The sequence below is a fragment of the Streptomyces montanus genome (assembly GCF_005786655.1).
Lineage (GTDB): Bacteria > Actinomycetota > Actinomycetes > Streptomycetales > Streptomycetaceae > Streptomyces > Streptomyces sporangiiformans.
Genome location: NZ_VBZC01000037.1, coordinates 17,004 through 31,556 on the forward strand (window position 1 = coordinate 17,004; position 14,553 = coordinate 31,556).

General features: G+C 70.1%; 14 protein-coding genes. 8 read left to right on the forward strand and 6 right to left on the reverse strand.

Translation table 11 applies throughout. The annotated features are described in order from the left end of the window. Positions 1–10: 10 nt before the first annotated feature. Genes FE633_RS29110 through FE633_RS29120 form a run of 3 tightly spaced genes read right to left on the reverse strand, consistent with a single transcriptional unit; the run spans position 11 to position 3,213 of the window. On the reverse strand, positions 11–1,294 hold the full coding sequence (locus tag FE633_RS29110) for a sugar ABC transporter permease (RefSeq protein WP_138048162.1): 1,284 nt from the start codon (positions 1,292–1,294) through the stop codon (positions 11–13). Further along, the gene (locus tag FE633_RS29115) at positions 1,288–2,061 is read right to left on the reverse strand and encodes an ATP-binding cassette domain-containing protein (protein WP_138048163.1); all 774 of its coding nucleotides are present in this window, start codon (positions 2,059–2,061) and stop codon (positions 1,288–1,290) included. Before FE633_RS29115 ends, FE633_RS29110 begins: the two co-directional genes overlap by 7 nt. A 60-nt stretch (positions 2,062–2,121) precedes the next feature. Beyond that, positions 2,122–3,213 (reverse strand): sugar ABC transporter substrate-binding protein, encoded by a 1,092-nt coding sequence (locus tag FE633_RS29120; protein WP_138048164.1) that lies wholly within the window; start codon positions 3,211–3,213, stop codon positions 2,122–2,124. Positions 3,214–3,628: 415 nt separating this feature from the next. Between FE633_RS29120 and FE633_RS29125 the strand changes: the two genes are divergently transcribed. Continuing rightward, positions 3,629–4,132, forward strand: a complete 504-nt coding sequence (locus FE633_RS29125; protein ID WP_138048165.1) for a MaoC family dehydratase — start codon at positions 3,629–3,631, stop codon at positions 4,130–4,132. 32 nt (positions 4,133–4,164) lie between these two features. Further along, positions 4,165–4,566 (forward strand): class I SAM-dependent methyltransferase, encoded by a 402-nt coding sequence (locus FE633_RS49855; RefSeq protein WP_138048166.1) that lies wholly within the window; start codon positions 4,165–4,167, stop codon positions 4,564–4,566. 238 nt (positions 4,567–4,804) lie between these two features. Here the strand turns inward: FE633_RS49855 and FE633_RS29135 are convergent, their stop codons facing one another. Together FE633_RS29135 and FE633_RS29140 are read right to left on the reverse strand one after the other, a co-directional pair. Next, on the reverse strand, positions 4,805–5,143 hold the full coding sequence (locus FE633_RS29135; protein ID WP_138048220.1) for a hypothetical protein: 339 nt from the start codon (positions 5,141–5,143) through the stop codon (positions 4,805–4,807). A 446-nt stretch (positions 5,144–5,589) separates the two neighbouring features. After that, positions 5,590–5,784 carry a hypothetical protein gene (locus tag FE633_RS29140; protein ID WP_138048167.1) on the reverse strand — a complete coding sequence of 65 codons (195 nt, stop codon included), beginning with the start codon at positions 5,782–5,784 and terminating at the stop codon, positions 5,590–5,592. A gap of 1,068 nt (positions 5,785–6,852) precedes the next feature. Here FE633_RS29140 and FE633_RS29145 point away from each other — a divergent pair. From FE633_RS29145 to FE633_RS29155, 3 genes are all read left to right on the forward strand, one after another. Further along, positions 6,853–7,989: an LLM class flavin-dependent oxidoreductase gene (locus FE633_RS29145; RefSeq protein ID WP_138048168.1), complete on the forward strand. Its 1,137-nt coding sequence runs from the start codon at positions 6,853–6,855 to the stop codon at positions 7,987–7,989. 147 nt (positions 7,990–8,136) lie between these two features. After that, on the forward strand, positions 8,137–8,499 hold the full coding sequence (locus FE633_RS29150; protein WP_212747292.1) for a DUF4234 domain-containing protein: 363 nt from the start codon (positions 8,137–8,139) through the stop codon (positions 8,497–8,499). 58 nt (positions 8,500–8,557) lie between these two features. Beyond that, positions 8,558–9,007: a GNAT family N-acetyltransferase gene (locus FE633_RS29155; protein ID WP_138048170.1), complete on the forward strand. Its 450-nt coding sequence runs from the start codon at positions 8,558–8,560 to the stop codon at positions 9,005–9,007. Between the two features lie 57 nt (positions 9,008–9,064). On the opposite strand, the gene kstD is transcribed toward FE633_RS29155, so the two are convergent. Continuing rightward, on the reverse strand, positions 9,065–10,873 hold the full coding sequence (kstD, locus tag FE633_RS29160; RefSeq protein ID WP_138048171.1) for a 3-oxosteroid 1-dehydrogenase: 1,809 nt from the start codon (positions 10,871–10,873) through the stop codon (positions 9,065–9,067). 210 nt (positions 10,874–11,083) lie between these two features. Here kstD and FE633_RS29165 point away from each other — a divergent pair, with 210 nt between their 5' ends. The 3 genes from FE633_RS29165 (at position 11,084) to FE633_RS29175 (ending at position 14,479) form a co-directional block, all read left to right on the forward strand. Further along, entirely contained in the window at positions 11,084–11,761 is a 678-nt protein-coding gene (locus tag FE633_RS29165; RefSeq protein ID WP_138048172.1) for a response regulator transcription factor, read from the forward strand. Beyond that, a complete protein-coding gene (locus FE633_RS29170; protein WP_138048173.1) occupies positions 11,751–13,037 on the forward strand; it encodes a sensor histidine kinase in 1,287 nt (428 codons plus the stop codon). Before FE633_RS29165 ends, FE633_RS29170 begins: the two co-directional genes overlap by 11 nt. Positions 13,038–13,138: 101 nt before the next feature. Continuing rightward, on the forward strand, positions 13,139–14,479 hold the full coding sequence (locus FE633_RS29175) for a hypothetical protein (protein ID WP_212747293.1): 1,341 nt from the start codon (positions 13,139–13,141) through the stop codon (positions 14,477–14,479). The last annotated feature ends 74 nt before the right edge of the window (positions 14,480–14,553 follow it).

Here is a 14,553-nt window from a genome sequence, read left to right on the forward strand (position 1 = left end):
CACGGACTCGTCAGGCCCGGCCGTGTGCCTCCTGGGTGCGCCGCGACAGCGAGTCGATGACCACGGCGGCGAACAGCACCCCTCCGGTGATCATGAACTGGACGGCGATGGGGGTGTCCGTGATCGCCATGCCCGAGGCGACCGACTCGATGACCAGGATGCCGAGCACCGCGGACCACGTCCTCCCGCGTCCCCCGAACAGGCTGGTGCCTCCGATGACCGCTGCCGCGATGGCGTTCAGCAGCAGGACGCCCGAGCCCGAGGTCTGGCTCACCGAGGTGATCCGTGAGGCGAGGAACAGGCCGCCGATCGCGGCCATCGTGCCGGAGACAGCGAGTACCGCCGTCTGCACGCGCACCACCCTGAGGCTGGCACGGAGGGCCGCCTCGACACCGCCGCCGAGTGCGTAGACCTGCCGCCCGTAGTGCGTACGGCGGAGGATGACGTCCAGGCCGGCCACCAGGACGAGGAAGACCAGGAGAGCCAGCGGCAGGCCCTGGAACCGGTTGAGCACATAGGCGGCGGCGAACGCGATCACCGCGAGCACTCCCGTACGTACTCCGATCTCCAGGAGCGAGCGGTGCGGCATGCCGACAGCCCTGCGGCGGCGCCTGTCCCAGTAGGACGCGAGGAAGACCAGGCCCGCACCGACCGCCGCCAGACCGTAGGCGGCGGCGTCGTTGGAGAAGTAGTGACTTGTCAGCTTGGCGACGAAACCGTTCTCGTCGATGTTGATGGTGCCACTGGTACCGAGGATGTAGAGCATGAGGCCGTTCCAGGCCAGCAGCCCCGCGAGCGTGACGACGAACGCGGGCACTCGGGTCCTCGCGAAGGACAGGCCCTGAACGGTCCCCGCCGCGGTCCCCACGAGCACCCCGACCATGACGGCGAGCCATTCCGGCACGCCGTGATTCACGTTCAGCACGGCGAAGACAGCCGCCGACAGACCGCTGATCGAGCCGACCGACAGGTCGATCTCGCCGATCAGCAGCACGAAGACGATACCGACCGCGATCAGGCCGGTACCGACGATGTCCACGCTGAGATTGGACAGGTTCCGTGGTGAGAGGAAGTTCTCGTTGAGGATCTGGAAGACGATCCAGACCGCGAGCAGGACGAGGACGACCGGGAGCGAGCCCAGTTCGCCGGCGCTCAGCCTGTGCCGGAACGTGGCGGCCAGGGCCTCCACAGCACGGGCGAGGTCCCGCCCCCGGTGCGGCGGCCCTGGCTCGGCGGTGGAAGGGGCGGAGTCGGCACGAGTGTGGTCCGCCGTTCTGCGTATCCCTTTCACCACGCTTCCTCCCGGGGGGCCATGCGGCGGGGCACGTTCTCCGTGGCGCCGGTGATGGAGGAGATGATCTGTTCCTGGGACACGGTGTTCACATCGAAGAAGCCGTTGTTGCGACCGAGCCGCAGCACCGCCGCCCGGTCCGCGAGTGCTTTGACATCGCCCATGTTGTGGCTGATGAGCAGTACCCCGAGGCCTCGGTCGCGCAACCGGTCGACGAGGTCCAGGACGAGGGTGGTCTGTTCGAAGCCCAGGGACGCGGTCGGTTCGTCCAGGAGGAGGATCCGCGGGTCGCCGAGGATCGAGCGGGCGATGGCGACCGTCTGCCGCTGACCGCTGGACAGGGAGACGACGGGGGCCCTCAGATCGGGGACGCCCGTCGTCAGGTGCTCCAGCAGGTCCCGGGTGCGGCGCTCCATCTCCACCTCGTCGAGGAACCCGTAATTGCGGACCTCCCGTCCGAGGAACAGGTTGCCGACGATGTCGAGATTCCCGCACAGCGCGAAGTCCTGGTAGACGGTGGCGATGCCGAGATCCCGGGCGTCGTGGGGGCGCCTGATCTGGACCGCTCGGCCCTCCCACTCGATGACACCCCTGTCCGCGGGGGCGACGCCGGAGATCACCTTCACCAGGGTGGACTTGCCGGCTCCGTTGTCACCCAGCAGCGCCACGACCTCGCCGGCACGAATCTCCAGTTCGACGTCCTTGAGGACCTGGACGACGCCGAAGCGCTTGCACACACCGCGCAGCGCCAGCAGGGGCGGAGTCGGCACGGAAAACCACCTCCTTCCCGGGGCCCGGCCGTGGTGGGAAGCCGGAAACCGGAAACCGGCCTATCCGGTGAGGCCGGCCCTGTCGCAGGCCGCCCTGAGTTGCGGGGTGCAGATCTGCTGGACCGTGTACACACCGTCCTTCACCAAGGTGTCGTCGATGTTGCCGACCGTCACGGAGACCGGGGTGAGCAGGACGGCCGGAACCAGCTTCCCGGTGCTGGCGCGCACCTGTCCCGTAGCGACGTCGTCGAGACTCTCACCGCGGGCCGCGGCCACGGCCATGGCGGCGCCGGCGGAAGCCTCGGGGCCGAAGGGCTTGTAGACGGTCATGTACTGCTCGCCGGCGACGATGCGCCGCAGGGCTCCGAGCTCGGCGTCCTGGCCGGTGACAGGGGGCAGCGGGCTGACCTTGTTCGCCTTGAGGGCGGAGATACTGCCGGCGGCCAGGCCGTCGTTGGCGGCGTAGACGCCGTGGATGTTGTCGGCGCCCAGGGCCGAGAGGGAGCTGGACATGTTCATGTTGGCCGTCTCCGCCCTCCACACAGGTGTGTCGTACAACTTGCCGATCTTCACCCGGTCCTGGAGTACGGACAGCGCGCCCTTCTTGAACGAGACCGCGTTGGGGTCGGTGGGGTCACCGTTCATCATGACGATCTGGCCGCCGTCCGCCCTCGGGCCCATGGCCTGGAGGAGTGCCCTGCCCTGGAGCTCGCCGACCGCCTCACCGTCGAAGGAGACGTATCCCGAGATCGGGCCCTCGGCGAGTCGGTCGTAGGCGATCACCGGGATGTCGGCCTGGTCCGCCCTCGTGACCGCGCCGCCGAGCGATGTGGCGTCCACGGCCACGAGCACCATCGCGTCAACCCCCTTGATGATCATGGATTCCACCTGGTTCTGCTGGGTGGCCACATCGCCCTTGGCATTGGCGTGCTCGACCGTGCAGTCGCCGCAGAGCTCCTTGATCTTCTTCTCCAGCAGGGGCGCGTCCTGCGTCTCCCAGCGAGCCGTGGTGTCGTCCGGCAACAACAGGCCGATCTGCGCGGCTCCCTCCGCGCCGTCGCCGCCCCCGCCGTTCTGTCCGCAGGCCGCGAGAGCGACGGCCGTCGACACCGTGGCCACGGCCAGGGCAGCGTCCCGGATACAGGTCTTCATGGTGAAAGACCTCCTTCGTCCTTCTGCCGGGGCGAGGCGCGATCAGAGTCCCTCGGGGAAGGGTCTGACTCCACACCTGCCGGCCGCACGGTGGGCACGGCCGGGCCGGACCTGGATCACGAAGATCAAGGAGCGCGGACCTGGATCTTGCGGACCTGGATCACGCGGATCTGGATCTTGCGAGCCGCGGGCCTCGGCGGACGGCGCGCGGACGGCCTTGAACCGACCCCGGCGATTGCGCATGGCGACATCCGGCCTCCTCGTCGTGCCAGGCTTACTGGCAGGCAGACGGCCACGTCGTAAGTCTGTCACCGGCCACGGTGACCTGCGAACGCAGGCGGCACCCGGCCGCGGTACGCGGCGTTCTCGAAAAGCCTTGTGCGGCAGGACCGACGCGGCGGTTATCGTGCCGCCCATGACGACCTCCGCCACCACCCCACTGAGCGACGCGGATTTCGACACCCCCATCGAGCATCGGTACTTCGAGGACTACGTCCCGGGTTCGGTGTACGTCTACGGCAGCATCACGGTGAGCGAGGAGGACGTCCTCCGGTTCGCCGGGGACTTCGACCCGCAGAGCATCCACACCGACCCCGAGACCGCCGAGAACGGCCCATTCAAGGGGCTGATCGCCAGCGGCTGGCACACCACGGCCCTCATGATGCGGATGTACGCCGACCACTACGTCAGCAAGGTCGCGAGCCTCGGCTCCCCCGGCGTCGACGAGTTGCGCTGGGTGCGGCCGGTCCGCCCGGGCGACAGTCTGTCGATCCGTACGACGGTGCGACAGGCCCGTGTCTCCCGCTCGAAGCCGGATCGCGGACTCGTCCACACCGGCATCGAGGTGCTCAACCAGCGCGGCGAGCCCGTGCTCACGATGACCGCGATGAACTTCCTGCTGCGTCGCCCTCAGCGGTAGTGGGGACCGGGCGCGTCGGGGCGGCAGCCCGCGTGCTGGTGAACTCCCACCAGGCCGCGGCCTGGAGCGGCTACGAGGGCCGGTACTGGGCGGACCACCAGGACCGCTACGACGGCATCAACGACGGGGCCAACACCCCGCTCCTCGACGCGGCGGCCCTCGCGCCGAGCGCCCGCGTCCTCGACATCGGCTGTGGCAACGGCCGCGTCACCCGCCTCGCCGCCGGTCGCGCCGCGTACGCCCTGGGCATCGACCTGTCGGCGCCCGTGCTGGAACGGGCCCGGGCGAGCGCCGCCGCCGCTTGGGGCGGGGACGGTCTTCTCCGGTCGGGCGAGGGAGCGGGCGCCGAGCCGGAACTGGTCGAGCTTGTCGACTACCTCGGCGCAGACGGCCAGGACGAAGGTCTCGCAGCGGGCCGATGGCGCCGACGATGACGCTGACGCCTCGGCTGCTCTACGGGCTCACTGAGGGCGGGGCTCCCGCTGAGCGCCGCCGACGGGCCTGTGCAGTGCTTCCTTTGCCTGGTGCTGCGTCTCTTCGGCCACCACGCGAGCTTCCGCCACGACATCGCCGCGTTCACGTATGAGGCTCTCGTAGATCGGCAGTTGATCGGTTCCGGATGAGTTGGGTGTCACGGCGTTGGTCTTTCTGGGTGTCGTTCAAGGATTGCGATCAGGCGCGGCTGACCCGCGCGGCGATCCCATGACCGACCAGCAGGTAAAGCACGGCCGGCAGACCGTAATTGAGGAGAACACGAAGGCCCTCCGTGTCCATGGTGAAGATGTCCTGTGACCACCAGGCCAGCAAGTCGGCCGTCCCGTGCACGAACTCGACGAAGACATTGGCCGAGTTGGCTTCGAGCAGGTAGAGGAGGATCCACAGCCCCAGGAAACCGGCGGCGATGTCAGCGATCGTGTGGACCGTCAGAGCTGTCCGCCGGGCAGTGGCCTGGTTCCGCTCACGGCGGTGCGGGCCGCCCGTGGGATGGTTGTAGGAATGCTGTCCGGGCATCGGGTCGGTATTGCTCACTGGAATCCAATCTGACGCATCGCTGTGCAATCCGCTGCTTCACGCACAGGGGCCGTCGCGCGGACCCGTGTAGCTCTGCGCCACACTGCGCCGCCGCGTTACACGCCCACGAAACGTCCAAAATTTGGGCACGTATTCTGCATGTCGCTTGAATGCGCGAGCAGGGATTTCCTTGCCGACGGCCGACTACTTGCTCCAGGGCAAGGACTGCTCCTGGGAAGCGATGTGGCCTGGTGGTCGGGCTGTTGCTGCGGGGGGTTGGTTTCCATGCCGGGGCCAGGTGTTCCCGCCGTCGTGACGGGCGCCGTGACGGGCGCCGTGACGGGTGCCGTGACGGGTGCCGTGACGTGCGCGGTGACGGCGCCGTGACCGCCCACGGGCCGCGGATCAGGGTGACCCGGGGCCCGTGGGCGGGCACGTGTGGTGGTTCAGCGAGTGGCGGTCAGGTTCCCGCCCGCCGTGACGCCCTCGGCCGAGGCGGCGGAGAAGAGGCCGGCCGCGAGCTCGCCGAGCGGCGTCTCGACGAGGAGGCCGCCGGAGGCGCTGCCCCCGATGCCGCCGGAGATGTTGTCCAGCTCGGCGTCGGACATCTCGGCCGTTTCAACCTGGGGGGTGAGGTTCATGAGGTGCGGTTTCCCTTCGAATAAGCACTTTTGAATGGCAGAGTCCCCGCCTGATTCCCGAACTGGGAACCATTCCCGGCGACTTGCGCCATGCGCAGGATCAAAGCATGCCGTCGAGGGGACAGCCAGCCGATCCGACGTCCAAAACGGGACGCAATGCTAAAGCCGACCGCGTCGGTGTGACTGCGTGATGACCGAACACTCCGACTCCTTCACATTGCCTGCCGCCCGGCTGCACCCACGACTGGCGGCATCGGATCTCAATACGGACACTTCCACGCCAAAACCGTGAACCGTGAGCGCGGAAGTGACGCCTATTCAGGTTCCGTACGACCTCGCGGTGAACGGTGTGCAGGTTTATCGAATTTTCGGGAAGCCGGAACCCCTCATCCTCGCGGCGCATCCAGTGCACATGGTTGCAACGGGACCGCAACACAGCGCTGTTGACGCACCGTGCCCGATACACGGAACATCGGCTTCGGAAGGAACGCTCGACGAAACGGCAGAGTCATCCGTGGAGAACTGAGGGGAGTCGCGATGCAGCGCCGCCGGCCGGTGTCCGCGGACGACGCGGCCCTGGTTCCCTTCCGCTCCTCGCGCCTGGCCGTGCGTCTCCACGTCGATCTGCGACGTGTCTCCAGCGCTCTCTGTCACGCCTGACGACTCCGGCTGCCCGCACACCGTTCGCGGTCAACGCCGCGCTTGTGGGCGCTCCGCGCGCTCTGTGGGTGCGCTTTCCGCGCTTCCTCGCGCTTCTCTCGCATCCTCCTGAACTCTTCCTCGCCTCCCACGGCTGTCCGCACGGCCATGACACACGGGAGATCACCGCATGCCCGTCCCCGCTGAAACCAGGACGTCTACCGCACGGAGTACGAGGGCCCGACCCTGCGCGACGACCTCGGACTCACCCACCCGGACGACGTCCGTGACGACGTACGGAACGAAGTACGGAGCGAGCGGGTGGCGTCGTGAAGTCGGGGTTCGAGATGGCGCTGCGTCTGCACGCGGACGCCAGTGGGTTGACGGGTCCCGTCCTTCCGCCGTCACCGATTACTCAGGAGTCCTCCCATGTCTGACATCCCCCTCGGCGTCCTCGACCTGATCCCGGTCCCGTCCGGCTCGACCGCGGCCGATGCCCTGCGCAACTCCGCCGACCTCGCGCAGCGAGCCGAACGCCTTGGATACGCCCGCTACTGGTTCGCCGAGCACCACCTCAACCCGGGCGTGGTCGGTACGTCCCCCGCCGTCGTCCTGGCCCTGACCGCCTCCGCCACCTCCACGATCCGGCTCGGCTCCGGGGCCGTACAGCTCGGACACCGCACGGCGCTGTCCACCGTGGAGGAGTTCGGCCTGCTCGACGCACTGCACCCGGGCCGCCTCGATCTGGGCCTGGGCCGCTCGGGCGGCCGCCCGCCGGGACAACCGGCGGCCCCGCCGCCGACCGCGACGCCGGTCGTCGACGGCCGCACCCCGAACGGCCTGCTCATCCCGCCCCGCTTCTCCTCCGAGCACCTGCTCGGTTCGCCACGGATCGCCCTGCAGCGCAAGCTGCTCCAGCAGCCGGGCGCCGAGTCGCAGGACTACGGCGAGCAGATCGACGACATCCTCGCCCTTCTGGAGGGCACCTACCGCTCCCCGGAGGGCGTCGAGGCGCATGTCGTCCCGGGCGAGGGCGCCGACGTGGAGGTCTGGATCCTGGGCAGCAGCGGCGGCCTGAGTGCCGAGGTCGCGGGCGCCCGGGGCCTGCGCTTCGCCGCGAACTACCACGTCAGCCCGGCCACGGTCCTGGAGGCGGTGGAGGGCTACCGGGCCTTCTTCCAGCCCTCCGAGTTCCTCGACAAGCCGTATGTCAGCGTGTCGGCGGACGTCGTCGTCGCCGAGGACGACGCCACCGCCCGCGAACTGGCCACCGGCTACGGCCCGTGGGTCCGCAGCATCCGCACCGCCGAGGGCGCCATCGAGTTCCCGACGCCGGAGGAGGCACGCGCTCACCCGTGGACGGATGGGGACCGGGCCCTGGTCCAGGACCGCCTCGACACCCAGTTCGTCGGCTCCCCGGCCCGCGTGGCCGGCCGGCTGGAACAGCTCCAGGAGGCCACGGGCGCCGACGAGCTGCTCATCACGACGATCACCCACGACCACGCGGACCGGATCCGCTCCTACGAACTGCTCGCGGAAGAATGGCGCCGCCGGGGTCACTCCTAATCCGCTGGCGTGCGTATTCCTGCTGGTCGTGCTGGACTGTATGGGTGGGAATCGGCGTTTCCATGCGAGTGGACAGCACCAGCATTCACCGGATACGGGAGGTGCTTCATGTCTGGTCACGCCGGCAAGACTCGTAACATCTTTCTCGTGTGGTTGGTCTGGCCCCTGATCACGCTGGGTATCTACCACCTCGTCTGGTACTACAAGGTGAATCGCGAGGCCCGCGACTTCGACCCGCGCATCGAGGTCAACCCGGTCATGGCCCTGCTGGCCATCACTCTCGGCTGGGTGCTGATCGTTCCCCCGTTCATCTCGGCCTACAACACCGGCCAGCGCATTGCGAGAATGCAGCAGTCGGCCGGGATGCAGCCCACCTGCAACCCCTGGATCGGGCTCATCCTCCTGATCATCGCCGGCCTGTATCCGCTGTACTACCAGCACGAGCTGAACCAGATCTGGAGTCATTACCAGCACCCGGTCGAGGGCGAGCCGGTACCCCTCGCGGTGTGATCTCGCCTGTCTCACAACGTGGTTGACGGCTCATCAGGGACTCGGGTTTGCTGCCGTCGTGACGGATCTCCTCATCAAACGCGTGGACGGCGACGCCGACCTCCAGGGCCTCAAGGACTGGCAGCACGTCCACAACGTGGTCGTCCCTCCGTTCCACCTGCCCCTCGACGCCGTCCGTGAGCGCGCCGTGCGCAATCACATGGAGGTCGCGTACGTCGGCGACGTCCTCGTGGGGTGCTCGACGGTCCGCCCGCCCGAGGGCGACGAGGCCGTGGTCACGGTGATCGCGCGGGTGCTCGCCGAGCACCGACGGAAGGGGCTCGGCGAGCAGTTGTACGCGCGCGGGCTGGAGCGGGCGCGGGAGTCGGGCGCCGGAGTGATCGAGACGCTCGTCCTGGAGTCCAACCAGGACGGGCTGCGGTTCGCGCTGAAGCACGGGTTCGTCGAGGTCGAGCGCTATGTCCTGCCAGGGCTGACGATCCCGGAGATCGCGCTGCGGCTGTCCTGACCGCGAACGTCACGGCTCACGTCACGCCCCACGTCACGGCCCACGTCACGGTTCAGTTCACGTCCGCGCCGCGATGTCCCGTGCCGCGATGTACCCGAACGTCATCGCGGGCCCGATCGTCGAGCCCGCACCCGCGTAACTGCGGCCCATGACGGCGGCGCTGGCGTTGCCCGCCGCGTACAGCCCGGGGATCACCGAGCCGTCCGGGCGGAGCACCCGGGCGCGGGCGTCGGTGAGCAGGCCGCCCTTGGTGCCGAGGTCGCCCGGGACGAGCCGGAAGGCGTAGTAGGGGGCCGCCCACAGGGGCGCCAGGCAGGAGTTGGGGCGGACCGACGGGTCCGTGTAGTAGTGGTCGTACGCGCTGTCGCCGCGCCCGAAGTCCGTGTCCTCGCCCTTCCTGGCAAGGGAGTTGAAGCGGTCGACGGTCGTGCGGAGGGCGGCGGAGGGCACCCCGATCGAGGCGGCCAGCCCGTCCAGCGTCCACGCCTTGTGGACGGCGCCGGAGTCGTACCAGGAGTCGGGGAACACGAAGGTCGGCGCGACATCCTTGAACAGGTAGCGGTTGCGGTAGTTCTGGTCGACGATCAGCCAGGCCGGGATGTGCGGCGCGGTCGGCGTGTCACGGTCGTACATGGTGTGGACGACATCGCTGTACGGCGCCGCCTCGTTGACGAAGCGCGCTCCGGCCGCGTTGACGACGAGTCCGCCGGGCAGGGTGCGTTCGGCGAGGCAGAAGTACGGCTGGCCGGGCAGCGGGATCGCCGGGCCCCACCAGGCGTCGTCCATCAACCCCAGTGCGGCGCCCGCCCGTTCGCCCGCCCGGATGCCGTCGCCGGTGTTCTCCTTGGCGCCGACCGTCCACTGCGTGCCGATCGGCTTCTCCTGGTACCGCTCGCGCATCGCCGCGTTGTGCTCGAAGCCGCCGGAGCCGACGATGACGCCGCGGCGGGCGCGGAGCAGTCCGGGGGCGCCGTCCTTGGTGACGACCGCGCCGGTGACGGCGCCGTTCTCCCTGTGCAGGTCGGTCAGCGGCGTGTTCAGCCACACCGGCACGCCGGCCGCGAGCAGCCCTGCCCGTAACCCCGCCGCAAGCGACTGCCCCATGGTGAGCGGCTTCTGGCCCAGCAGCGCCGCCCTCGTCCCCCGGGCCAGGCACTCGGTGGCCACCGCGAGCCCCTTCGCGCTGACCGCGGACAGGACCAGCCACTTGTAGTCGGCGCTGAAGACGACCATGCCGGCCGGGACCGTCATGTACGAGGGGTTCAGGCGGGCCAGCTCCGCGCCCAGGATGTTCCCGTCGAGCTGGTCCGGCTCGATGGAGCGGCCGTTCGGCAGACCGCCGGACAGCTCCGGGTAGTAGTCGCTGTAACCCTCCATCCAGCGGAAGCGCAGCGGGCTGTGGGCCATGACGAAGGAGAGCATGGCGGGCCCGTGGTCGAGGAAGGCCTTCTGCCGGTCGGCGGGGACGTCGTCGCCGACCACGGCCGCGAGGTAGGCGGCGGCCTTCGCCGGGGTGTCGGGCACACCGGCGGCCAGGATGACGGAGTTGTTCGGGATCCAGATGCCGGCGCCGGACCGGGCCGCCGAGCCGCCGAAGGTGGCCGCCTTCTCCACGACGACGCAGCTCAGACCGCGCTTGGCGGCGGTGAGTGCGGCGGTCATCCCGGCGGCTCCGGAGCCGATGACCACGACGTCGTACGTGCCGAGGAGGGGCAGGTCGGCGGCGGCGTCCGCGGCGGGCGCGGCGTCGGCGAACTGCGGCAGCCCGGTGGTGAGGGCGAGCCCGGCTCCCGCGGCGCCGAGCACCCGGCGGCGCGAGGGGGCGGAGAGGGACGTACGTCTGACGGGATCCGCGTGGGTGGACATGGCAGGTCTCTCCAGTCTGGTCAGGGAAAGGGAGGCCGTGCTGTGCCGCCCGGGACACGACGGGCCCGGGCGCCCCGTTTCTGATACAGAGTCAGGAATGTGACGCGGGGACCGGGGTCAAGTCAAGAGGTACGCCATCCGGAGCCCTGCGCTCCTCCCGTACGACCGCTTCGGCTTGTCACCGCCGGGCGCTCCCGTAGCGTGAGCCGTATGCGCGTGCTGGTCGTCGAGGACGAGGAACGGTTCGCGGCCGGGCTCAGGGACGGGCTGGAGGCCGAGGGCTTCGCCGTGGACGTCGCGCTCGACGGGGTCGACGGACTGTGGATGGCCCGCGAGAACGCGTACGACGCGATCGTCCTCGACATCATGCTGCCGCGCCTCAACGGCTACCGGGTCTGCCGGGCGCTGCGCGGCGAGGGCGACTGGACCCCGATCCTGATGCTCACCGCCAAGGAGGGCGAGTGGGACGAGGTGGAGGGCCTCGACACCGGTGCCGACGACTACCTCACCAAGCCCGTCTCGTACGCCGTGCTGCTCGCCCGGCTGCGGGCACTGCTGCGCCGCGACGCGCGCGAGCGGCCCGCCGTGCTCACGGTGGGCGACCTGAGGCTGGACCCGGCCGCACATACGGTCACCCGAGCCGGACGCCAAGTCGAGCTCACGGCAAGGGAGTTGGCCGTACTGGAGTTTCTGATGCGGCGGACGGGCGAAGCCCTGACCAAGCGGACGATCCTCGACCACGTGTGGGGCGACGACTTCGAGGGCGATCCGAACATCGTCGAGGTGTATGTGCGGCGCCTGCGGAACAAGCTGGACCGGCCGTTCGGGAGGGAGTCGCTGCTGACCGTACGGGGGCACGGGTATCGGCTGGTGCCGGATGGCGGGTGAGACGGCGGGTGAGACGGCAGGTGAGGTGGCGGGTGAGCGGGCCGGCCGTGGGACCGGGGCGCGGTTGCGGGCCGTGCGCGTGCGGGCCACCCTCATCGCCGTACTGGCCGTCGCCCTCGCCCTGGTCGTCGGGGGCGTGGCACTGGTGCTGGCGCTGCGCGCCGAGCTGAGCAACGACGTACGGGACGCCGCGCGGACCCGCGCCCGGGAGGTGGCCCGGGTGATCGAGGCGGGCCGAGGGGTGCCCGAGGTGTCCGTGACCGATCCGGACGAGGAGTTCCTGCAGGTCGTCGACGAGGAGGGAAGAGTCGTCGCGGCGAGCCCGAACGTCGAGGGCCTCCCGGCGCTGGCCCGGCTGCGGCCCGGCGGCAGCACCGAGGTCGACACCCCGCTCGACGAGGACCCGTTCCTGGTGGTGGCGGTCGGGGCGCGGGACGGCGACCGGCGGCTGACGGTCCTGGACGGCCGTACGCCCGCCGGGGTCGCCGAGGCCACGTCGACGGTCACCCGGCTGCTGCTCATCGGCCTGCCGGTGCTGCTGGTCCTGGCGGCCGTCGCGACCTGGGCGGCCGTGGGGAGGGCGCTGCGGAGGGCCGCGCGGGCCGAGGCCGCGCAGCGGCGCTTCGTGTCGGACGCCTCCCACGAACTGCGCTCGCCCGTCGCCACGGTCCGGCAGCACGCCGAGGTGGCCCTCGCACACCCCGGGCGCGCGGACACCGAGGCACTGGCCGGGACGGTGCTCGACGAGGCCGTACGGATGCAGCGCCTCGTCGACGATCTCCTTCTCCTGGTCCGGGCCGACGAGGACGCGATCCGGCTGCGGCGGCGCCCCCTCGACCTGGACGACCTGGTCTTCGAGGAGGCCCGGCGGCTGCGGGAACGGGGTGACGGCCCGCGGATCGACAGCACGGGGGTGTCGGCGGGCCGGGTGCTGGGCGACGAGGACGCGCTGCGCCGCGTGGTCCGCAACCTCGGCGAGAACGCGGCCCGGCACGCCCGCTCCCGGGTCGCCCTGACGCTCGTGAGCGCCGGTGGAGCCGTACGCCTGGACGTGGACGACGACGGGCCCGGGGTGCCGGAGGGGGAGCGCGGGCGGATCTTCGAGCGTTTCGTACGGCTGGACGAGGCCCGCGCGCGGGGAGAGGGCGGCGCCGGGCTGGGGCTGCCGATCGTCGCCGAGCTGGTGGCGGCACACGGGGGGACGGTGACGGTGGGGAGGGCGCCCGAGCTGGGCGGGGCGCGGTTCACGGTGACGTTGCCTGCTGCTGGGGAGTGACCCTCCGCAGGGCCCCGGGCTGACGGCGCGTTCAGGTGCGTTCAGCGTCCATTCAGCGGGCATGCGGGACGCTCATCCCAGGCCACACGAAGGAGGCCGTCATGAACACCCACCGACGCGTCCTGCTGACCGGAGCCCCCGTGACCGCCGCCGTGCTGATGGCCGGGGCGTGTTCGGCGGAGGCCATGGGCGACGGGGCGAAGCAGAGCGAGTGCATCCATGTCGTCGACGAGAACACGGGCCAAACGGGCGCCGAGTGCCTGCCCACGGCATCCGCGAAGGACCGGGTCGACCTCACGGAGCCACGCTTCACCCACCCGACCAGCATCACCAACCCCCTCCACCCGACCAGCAAGGTCACCCAGACGATCTACGGCGGCCAGGAGGACGACAAGCCCTTCCGCACCGAGGTCACCCTGCTGCCGGGCACGAAGACCATCGAGTGGGACGGCAAGTCCATCGAGGCCCGCATCAGCCAGTACGTCGCCTTCTCCGACGGCCGGATCAAGGAGGTCGCCCTCGACTGGTACGCGCAGGCCGATGACGGCTCCGTCTGGTACCTCGGCGAGGACGTCTTCAACTACGAGGACGGGGTCGTAGCCGACACCGAGGGCACCTGGCAGGCCGGCCGCGACGGCGCACCGGGCGCCATGATCATGCCGGCGGACCCGCGGAAGGGCGACGTCTACCGGCCCGAGAACCTGCCGGGGACCGTATTCGAGGAGGTCACCGTGCGGGCGGTGGACCAGACGGTCGACGGGCCGTACGGCAGGGTGCGGGGGGCGATCACGGTGCACGAGCTGCACATGGACGCGACGACCGAGGACAAGGTGTTCGCACCGGGGTACGGGGAGTTCTCGACCGGCAACGAGGGCGGCGACCAGGAGGCCGTGTCGCTCGCGGTGCCCATCGACGCGACACCCGGGGCTCTGCCCGACCGGCTTGTCGCCCTGAACCGCGCGGCCGTCGCCGCCCAGAAGTCGCCCGGGACCGCCACCGTCCGCGAGGTCCGCGACACCTGGGACGCGTACCGTGCCTCGGATGCCGTACCGGAGTTGCTGCAGCGGCAGATGGAGCGCGATGTCGTGGCGCTGGAGAAGGCCGGGACCGGTGCCGAAGCGGTGGGGCCCGCTCTCCGGGTCGCGCAGAACGTGACGGATCTGCGGCTGCGGTACGAGTCCGTGCCGACGGTCGACCAGGACCGACTCGCCCTGTGGGCACGGCAGTTGGTCATCGACGTGAAGGCCGGGGACGCGGGGGCGGTGGCCGGCGACGTGACCGGGCTGGAGTTGGTGTGGGAGCGGGTGCGTCAGCAGGAGGCGGGTTCGCCCGTGGGCACGGACCTGACGGAGCTCCGGACCGCGGTGGACCGGAAGGACCTGGCCGAGTTGGCGCGACTCGTACCTCAACTGCTGGACCACATCAGCAACGTGGAGGGCTGAATCCTCGCGAATCCTTGCGCCGTCGCCGTCGCCGCGGTGGTCTGACAGCACCTACCACGATCTGAAAGGTCACG

What these genes read in the sequence shown, in the direction of transcription:
- FE633_RS29120 (WP_138048164.1), bottom strand. Translation starts at nt 3,213, where the DNA reads ATGAAGACCTGTATCCGGGACGCTGCCCTGGCCGTGGCCACGGTGTCG.
- FE633_RS29125 (WP_138048165.1), top strand. Translation starts at nt 3,629, where the DNA reads ATGACGACCTCCGCCACCACCCCACTGAGCGACGCGGATTTCGACACC.
- FE633_RS29135 (WP_138048220.1), bottom strand. Translation starts at nt 5,143, where the DNA reads ATGCCCGGACAGCATTCCTACAACCATCCCACGGGCGGCCCGCACCGC.
- FE633_RS29140 (WP_138048167.1), bottom strand. Translation starts at nt 5,784, where the DNA reads ATGAACCTCACCCCCCAGGTTGAAACGGCCGAGATGTCCGACGCCGAG.
- FE633_RS29145 (WP_138048168.1), top strand. Translation starts at nt 6,853, where the DNA reads ATGTCTGACATCCCCCTCGGCGTCCTCGACCTGATCCCGGTCCCGTCC.
- kstD (WP_138048171.1), bottom strand. Translation starts at nt 10,873, where the DNA reads ATGTCCACCCACGCGGATCCCGTCAGACGTACGTCCCTCTCCGCCCCC.
- FE633_RS29165 (WP_138048172.1), top strand. Translation starts at nt 11,084, where the DNA reads ATGCGCGTGCTGGTCGTCGAGGACGAGGAACGGTTCGCGGCCGGGCTC.
- FE633_RS29170 (WP_138048173.1), top strand. Translation starts at nt 11,751, where the DNA reads ATGGCGGGTGAGACGGCGGGTGAGACGGCAGGTGAGGTGGCGGGTGAG.
- FE633_RS29175 (WP_212747293.1), top strand. Translation starts at nt 13,139, where the DNA reads ATGAACACCCACCGACGCGTCCTGCTGACCGGAGCCCCCGTGACCGCC.